Below are 7,868 nucleotides of genomic sequence, written 5' to 3' on the forward strand. Positions count from 1 at the left end.
CAGCTTGCACCAACAACGGGGGGAAGGCCCGCCGCGTCGTCACCGCGGCGCTCGTCGGCGTCCTCTCCGTCGGCGCGGTCCCGGCGATCGCGCTGGCGACCGGCACCGGGGCTGACGTCGAGCTCCAGGCCGTCGAGCAGGAGCACGAGGTGACCATCAGGGAGGCCACCAGGGGACTGTACAGCTCCTCCTCCGCCGAGGAGGGCGAGACCTTCTCGACGGGCTACCTCTACCCGACTGAGATTCTCGTCGACGGCGAGACGCTGAAGGTCGACAAGGGCGAATACGACGTCGAGTACGTCCCCTCCGATGCGGTCCTCTCTGCATCCGACGAGACCGTCACGACCGGTCAGCCCACCGACGGCCTTGTCGTGGGCTGGTGGTATAGAATCGGCCAGGGAACCACCTTCCAGTTCAATGGCACCCTCACCCCCGCACAGGCGGACGCCTACTTCTCGGGCCAATTGATTGCCACTAATGAGTCCGGCTCCACCTCCTACGCGGTCAACCCCGTCAAGGGCGCCTACGCTGCAAGAGTCACGACCAACCAGACCGACAAGGCCGACGCCGGCATCACCGCCGACTTCTCCTTCAAGATCGGCACCCCCGCCGCCTCCACCGAGGTTCGCGCGTACTACGGGGACACTGCCAACTCCAAGATCGTCTTCAACGGCACCAACATGCTCCAGAGCGGCAAAGCCGCCAACAGCGTCTGCTTCGTCGACGAGCAGGGCAACGATGTCACTCCCTCCGGCTCCGTTACCTGGACCAAGGCCAACGGTGACGTGGCGCGCGGCGTGACCGCCCCCGGCACCTACACCGCCAGCTTCGTCTCCGGCGGCGAGCAGTACAGCGTCGACTTCACCGTCGAGGCCCTCGACCTCTCCGAGGCCACGGTCAGCTACGACGACACCCCCAACGCCCCGCGCGATTCCGACGCCTTCCTCGCCGGGCTCCAGGTCAACGGCAGGACCGTCAACGCACGCCTCGCCGGGTACCTCCAGGTCGACAGCGTGACCCCGAACAGCTGGTCCTCCAAGGGCGAGAAGACCGTCGTCGTCTCCGCCAATGAGTCCGCGCTCAGGGCCGCCGGCCTCGACGGCGCGGTCGTGAGCTCCGGCAGCCTCAAGTTCGCCGTGCTCGACGACGACGTGTTCGTCAGCCCCGGCATCGATGACGCCAAGGTCATGTACGGCGACCGCGAAATCACCAACCGCATCGACGTCGACCTCTACGAGGGCGAGACCTTCGACGCCTCCCGCCTGAGCGTCGTGCTCGACGGCAAGACCTACAAGGGTGACCAGATCCAGGTCATCGTCCCCGACGGCACCGACTTCGGCAAGACCGGCCGCGCCCGCATCAAGGTCCGCCTCGCGCCGATCACCGGCGAGATGGGCAGCGTCCTCGGGGGCACCAAGACGATCACTGTCAACCTCTCCGGCGCCACCCTCGACGCGAACCAGCGCCTGTACTTCTACCTCGACGGCGAGCTCGCCGGCAACGCCAAGACCGTCACCTACGACGGCTCCGACTGGCTCGACCGCCTCGAGGTCGTGGTCAAGAACGCCGACGGCGAGGAGCTCGACCCCTCCACCTACGAGGTCGAGGTCACCAAGCTCGGCAAGAAGGTCGACTCCATCGTCGACAAGGGCGCCTACAACGTCAAGGTGACCGGCAAGACGTTCACGTTCGACAACGCTGTCGACGCTGACTTCGACCTCACCGTCGAGGCCGTCAAGGTCGCCAAGGCCGAGGTCGTCGCCGACCTCACCGCCGGCGGCAAGGACTACCTCACCTGGACCGGCGAGGAGCTGACCCCGACCTTCACCTTCTACACCAAGATCGACGGCAAGGACGTCGAGGTCGAGGTCCCGGCCGAGGCCTACGAGGTCACCTACAACCTGCAGAAGGTTGACAGCGACGGCAACGCCATCTCCACCCCCGACAAGACTGACGTCGAGCTCAAGGACGAGGGCGCCTACAAGCCCGTCTTCGAGACCGCCCTCGACGTCGAGAACTACGACCTCGACAACGTCACGACGGAGTACGTCTACGTCACCAAGAAGGGCGTCTTCCTCGACGTGCCCGCGGGCGAGTGGTACAGCCAGGCCGTCTACGACGCCGCCACCAACGGCTACATGAACGGCGACGGCGCCGGCTACACCTTCAGCCCGATGCGCGAGCTCACCCGCGCCGAGGCCGCCTGCGTGCTGTTCAACATGGCCGGCGGCGACGCCCTCTACGGCAACCTCCCCGGCTACAACGAGTACACCGGCACCTACGAGACCGGCTTCTCTGACGTGACCGGCAACGAGTTCTACGCCAAGGCCATCGCCTGGGCCGAGCAGACCGGCGTCATCAACGGCTACGCCGACGGCACCTTCGGCGTCTCCCGCAAGGTGACCAACGAGGAGTTCACCTGCATGCTCGCGAACTACGCCAAGGCCAAGGGCGAGGACGTCACGGTCGAGGACGCCGACGCCACGCTCGCCGAGTACCCCGACGGCTCCGCCGTCTCCGACTGGGCCAAGGACTCCGTGGCCTGGGCCGTCGAGGCCGGCGTGATGGGCAAGGGCTCCGCAATCTCCCCGGCCGGCTCCATCCTGCGCATGCGCGCCGCGACCATGGTCGTCAACTACCAGCCCGAGAAGGCGACCGACCAGGTCCTGGTCCCGGTCCAGCCCAACCGCCAGTAGCTAGACCCGAGTCCCTCCCCTCCGGGGGAGGGCTCCCCACCGGGCTCTGGGCCTCCCAGAGCCCGGTGGGGAGCCTCAACGGCTCGAGCAGGCTGTCAGCGTGGCGCAGGGCGTGACGGTGCCCTCCCCCTCATTGCTCGCAACGGCGAGGGGGAGGGCGGCCCATCTGGGGCCGACGGGCGGTGAGAAATAATGAAAGTGAATCGGCGAGGGGCGGCGTCTGCCGTCCCTCGCCGCGTCCTCATCGACTTTGCTCCTCATTAATGGCGCCTTGCAGGCTGTACGATCTGACGGCGGGACGCCACGGGAGCTGAATATGCGACAGAGGCGGCGCCCGGGTCTCCCTGGGCGCCGCCGATTTCGTGAGCGGGGCGAACGAACGAGATGGCCCGTTGGCATCTTCTCGGCTCCGCGAGTCGGAGCGTTCCCTAGGTGTGATATCTCCAGACAAGGCGAGGGGCGGCAGATGCCGCCCCTCGCATATTCACTCTCATTTTGTTTGAGGCTACCGGCCCAGATGGGCCGCCCTCCCCCTCGCCGTTGCGAGCAATGAGGGGGAGGGCACCGTCACGCCCTGCGCCACGCTGACAGCCTGCTCGAGCCGTTAGGCTCCCCATGGGGCTCTGGTCCACCCAGAGCCCCATGGGGAGCCCTCCCCCGGAGGGGAGGGACTCGAGTTTGGGGCTAGTTCTGATCAACCCCGGAGTTGATGCCCGGGTCGATGACCATGTCGGAGACGGGCTCCGGCTGGTAGTTCACGACCATCGTGGCGACGCGCATGCGCAGGATGGAGCCGGCGGGCGCGAGAGCCGGGCCGTTGCCCATGACGCCCTCGGAGACGGCCCAGGCCACGGAGTCCTTGGCCCAGTCGGACACGGCGTCCTTGTCGGAGTACTCGGCGAGCACGGCGTCGGCGTCGACGGTCACGTCGCCGCCCTTGGCCTTCTCGAAGTTGGCCAGCATGCAGGCGAACTCCTCGGAGGTAACCTTGCGGGAGACGCCGAAGGTGCCGTCGGCGTAGCCGTTCACGATGCCGGTCGCCTTGGCCCAGGCGACGGCCTTGGCGAAGAACTCGTTGCCCTCGACGTCGGAGAAGCCGGTCTCGTAGACGTCAGCGTTGGGGTTGTAGCCCGGGATGGTGACGTCGTTGTAGACCTTGTCGCCGCCGGCCATGTTGAAGAGCACGCAGGCCGCCTCGGCGCGGGTGAGCTCGCGCATCGGGGAGAAGGTCAGCTTGCCGCCGTCACCGTTCATGTAGCCGAGCTTCGCGGCGTCGTAGACGGCCTGGCTGTACCACTCGTTGGCGGGCACGTCCAGGAAGACGCCCTTCTTGGTGATGGTGAACTCGGCGTCGCACCCCTTGTCGAAGGCGTAGTTCTCGATGCCCTTGGCCGCGCGGAACGTCACCTTGTAGACGCCCTCGTCCTTCGGGTCGACGCGGTCGCCGTCGGCGTCGAGGTAGGTCACCACGAAAGCGTCGGCGGGGACATCGATGGCGTTTCCGTCCGCGTCGGTGAAGGTGAAGCTGGGCTCGAGCACCTCGCCGGTGTAGGCGAGGTAGTCGGTGCCGTTCGCGGTGACGTCGGCGACGACCTTGGCGTCGTAGGCGGTCATCGGGTTGACCTTGACGGTGAGGACCCAGTCGGACGAGGAGCCGCCCTTCGACTCGAACGTGACGGGGGTGACCGTGATCTTGTACTCGCCGACGTTCACGATGGAGTCGACGGTCTTGTTGCCCTTCTTGATGGTCACGGTGTAGTCGGTGCCGCGCTCGTAGACCTTGCCGTCCTCATCCTTGACCTCGATGCCGACACGCTCCATGAGGTCGGAGCCGGTGTAGGAGGTGGTGACGCCCGGGTTGCCGGCGTTGTCGGCGACGACCTTCCCATCGAAGGTGTAGGTCAGGCCGGCGTTGGCGACGACCTGGGTGCCCTTGGCGTTGACGTCGAAGGAGAGGCACGCGCCGACCCACTCGCCGTCGCCGTTCTGGAAGGGCACGAGCCTCACGTCGACCTTGTAGGTGCCGGGCTTCGAGAGGGCCGAGGCGTCGACCTTCTTGCCGTCCCTGTCGGTGAAGGTGAGCTCGAGGTCATCGCCCTTGTAGGTCTTTCCCGCGTACTCGACCTTCACCTTGGACGCGTCGAAGCTCTCTCCGTCGGCGAGGCTGACGTTGGTGCTGCCGCCGTCGGCAACGACGTTGGCACCGTAGTACATGACGGAGCTCGACCTGACGTCATGGGTCAGGACGTAGTAGCTGACGGTGGCGGAGCCGGTGATGTTGCCGGCCTTCACCTCGGGGTCCGTACCCTCGATGGTGACGGTGTACTCGCCGCGTCCGCCGTTGAAGGAGCTACCGCTGGGCCCGCTGACGGACGCGACCTCGAACGAGCCGGTCTTGGTGCCGGCGAACCCGCCGATGCGCAGCTTGCTGAAGAAGCCCGCAGGGGTATTGACGGACCCGGCGGCGGCCGTGTCGCCCATGACGACGGAGGCGGTCGTGAGGTCGAGGGCCGAGACCTCGACGGGGACGCTCACGCGCTCGCCGTTGACCGTGATGACGGCGGTGTAGCTGCCCGCGTTCTTGACGGTACGGGACCAGGTGCCGTCGGCGGTGTAGAAGCCCTGGAGGGTGTACGCGATGGGGTCGGCGTCGCCGTCGGCGAACCTGATGTCGAGATCGGTCCCGTCGTAGACGAAGGTGGTGTCCTCGACGTCGCCGTTCTCATAGGCGTAGACGCCCTCGACGGAGGGGGTCACGTAGGTGAACTTGACCTTGAGGATGTCGTTGCCGCCCTTGGTGATGACAAGGGTGTAGTCCGTGCCGGCGTCGGTGCGGTGGTTGGTTGAGTTGGCGTTGGCGAACCAGCCGGCAACATCGGTGACGGGGTTCCCGGACGCGGTCTTGATCGGGTTACCGTCCTCGTCGAGGTAGGTGATGACGTACTCGTCGAGATCGAGCTCGTTGCCCTCGGAATCGAAGAGCGCGACGGGCTCGAGGTACTGGGCGGTGCCGGCGGTCAGCTCGACGGTCTTGCCGGCGGTGTACTCGACGGCAAGTCCCTGGCCGTCCTCGGCCTCGATGGTGTAGGCGGGCTGCACGGACTGCAGGCTCACGTCGCCCGTGCCGGTCGCCAGCGCGATCGCCGGGACCGCGCCGACGGAGAGGACGCCGACGAGCGCCGCGGTGACGACGCGGCGGGCCTTCCCCCCGTTGTTGGTGCAAGCTGTCATGTGTTGTCTCCTTTTAAGGGGAGACGGGGCCAGCGTGCCAAAAGCACCTCAATGCAACACGCATTCGGCGTGGCCATCAGTAACGAGATGTGCAGCGCGGTCGACGACCACGGCCCCATCGCCTCCTCGGAGGCGATGGGGCATGGCATCTTCGACGCCGAGCTCGTCCGATAGGCAGCGCGGGGGAGGGTCCTCCAACGCCCAGGCCGTCGGTCGCGACCTTGATCCTTCCGTTCGGGGTCTACGGCGAACGTTCGGGGTCTACGGCGAACGTTCGGGGTCTACGGCGAACGTTCGGGAATCAGGGCGCGATTCTGTAGCGCAGGGACCGTCCCTCCCTCACGCGCTCCACGCCGCGATCGAGGGAGAGGAGCTCCCGCAACCTGTTCTGGGCAACGCGCTCGGACACCCCGAACAGCGCCTGGACATCTTTGGAGGTAAGCCCCTCCGGGGCCCCCTCAACCGCAGAGAACACGTCTTCGACAGAGGGGGAAGGGGGGCGGCGCTCGTCCACGAGGGGCAAGACCAGCTTGACCGAAGAGGGGGAGTGGCTCTCGGAGAGCTTCGGCTCGGCATCGAACGTGGCGGACCAAGTGCCCCAAATCTCCTGAAGGCCACTCCCCGCCCGGTCGCCCGCTCCAATGAAGCTGAACAGCCGCATAATCGTTGGGTTGCGTGTCTCGGAGGTCCCGCCAACTATCGCGACGTCCGCGTCCACAAGAAGCGTCCCGGGATTGGTCAGCTCGAGGCGATCGGGCCGAAGGACAACGGTGACGGCGGTCGTGCCCCCGTAGTATGCGTGGACGAGCGCGTTGGTGAGCGCCTCGTTGACTGCCTCGGTGACGGGGTTGCTCGATCCGTGACGCGTTCCGGTGCCATCGGTGCGGAAGGGCGACTTGAAACGGCTCAGGAAGCGACCGGTGACTGTGAGATAGAAGTCAATGAGGTTTCCGCTCCAGTCACCTTCTTGGGAAACTACCCTATCGTCCCAGCGGAGGTCGGGAGAGACTTCCTCTCGATAGTCGAGAAGAAACTGCGGGAGCAGGTTGGTTATTTCGTACTCAAAGCCAAAGGCCAGCAGCCCCGCACGCGTTGGATGAACAAGGCCATCACGCCCCTTGGCCAGTGCCCCGACGTGATACAAGAAGTCCTCGTCACTGTCCGCCACCCACGGGCTCCGGGGCTTGCGCTCGGCGAAGATGGCGCGATACCGCCTGACGGTGTCCGAACAAAGGGAGTTAACCCCAAACTCCTCGAGAGCCTGTCTGTCCGCCCGTGGCTCGCAATCGTATGCCATCTGTCTGAGGTCTGATCCGCTGGCCTCGTAGTCGCCCGACCCCCTTCGTACCCAGGCGACGAAAGCTTTCCTCCGACGGTCGTAGACCCTTACGGGCTTGTCGCCACGCTCCGCGCGCGGGACGTAGATGACGATGAGCTCCGCGTCCCCCTCCCGTTCCACGCGGACTCCGTCGTAGAGCATGACGTCACGTTCGACACGCTTCTGATTCCTGATGACACTCCAGAAGTCAGAAACCAGCGCGCGGGCGTCGGAGACGCCAACTGGGTAGAAGTCTCCCGTCCCACGATCCTCCGCCACGCCAAGAACGATGGTCCCGCCCTCCGTGTTGGCGAAGGCGGAGTAGCTTTCCCACAGGTCATCTGGAAGTCCCGAGGACGCCTCCTTGAACTCCAGTCTCTGGGACTCCTCAAGCTTCCCAAGCCCATCAAGATAGGACATAGACTCGCCTAACTCCCGCAGCATGATGTCACGTCACAATCGTAGCCGAAAAGTCGGGTCCCGCCTCGCCTCCCCTTAATCGGCTCCACGGCGCCCCCTTAAAAGGAGACAACACATGACAGCTTGCACCAACAACGGGGGGAAGGCCCGCCGCGTCGTCACCGCGGCGCTCGTCGGCGTCCTCTCCGTCGGCGCGGTCCCGG

At 66.0% G+C, this 7,868-nt stretch carries 4 protein-coding genes; 2 read left to right on the forward strand and 2 right to left on the reverse strand.

Annotation, left to right across the window (positions count from 1 at the left end; translation table 11 throughout):
• A partial coding sequence (locus tag B5F85_RS10355; protein ID WP_087317007.1) for an S-layer homology domain-containing protein occupies positions 1–2,696 on the forward strand: 2,696 nt, incomplete at its 5' end.
• 684 nt (positions 2,697–3,380) lie between these two features.
• Here B5F85_RS10355 and B5F85_RS10360 read toward each other — a convergent pair.
• Positions 3,381–5,927 (reverse strand): S-layer homology domain-containing protein, encoded by a 2,547-nt coding sequence (locus tag B5F85_RS10360; RefSeq protein ID WP_087317010.1) that lies wholly within the window; start codon positions 5,925–5,927, stop codon positions 3,381–3,383.
• A 51-nt stretch (positions 5,928–5,978) separates the two neighbouring features.
• Between B5F85_RS10360 and B5F85_RS10950 the strand changes: the two genes are divergently transcribed.
• Complete coding sequence (locus tag B5F85_RS10950; protein WP_255373667.1) at positions 5,979–6,101, forward strand: hypothetical protein; 123 nt, start codon at positions 5,979–5,981, stop codon at positions 6,099–6,101.
• 127 nt (positions 6,102–6,228) lie between these two features.
• On the opposite strand, the gene B5F85_RS10365 is transcribed toward B5F85_RS10950, so the two are convergent.
• The gene (locus B5F85_RS10365) at positions 6,229–7,665 is read right to left on the reverse strand and encodes an RNA-binding domain-containing protein (protein ID WP_158094606.1); all 1,437 of its coding nucleotides are present in this window, start codon (positions 7,663–7,665) and stop codon (positions 6,229–6,231) included.
• Positions 7,666–7,868: the final 203 nt, after the last annotated feature.

The organism is Olsenella sp. An293, assembly GCF_002159495.1.
Classification (GTDB): Bacteria; Actinomycetota; Coriobacteriia; order Coriobacteriales; family Atopobiaceae; genus Thermophilibacter.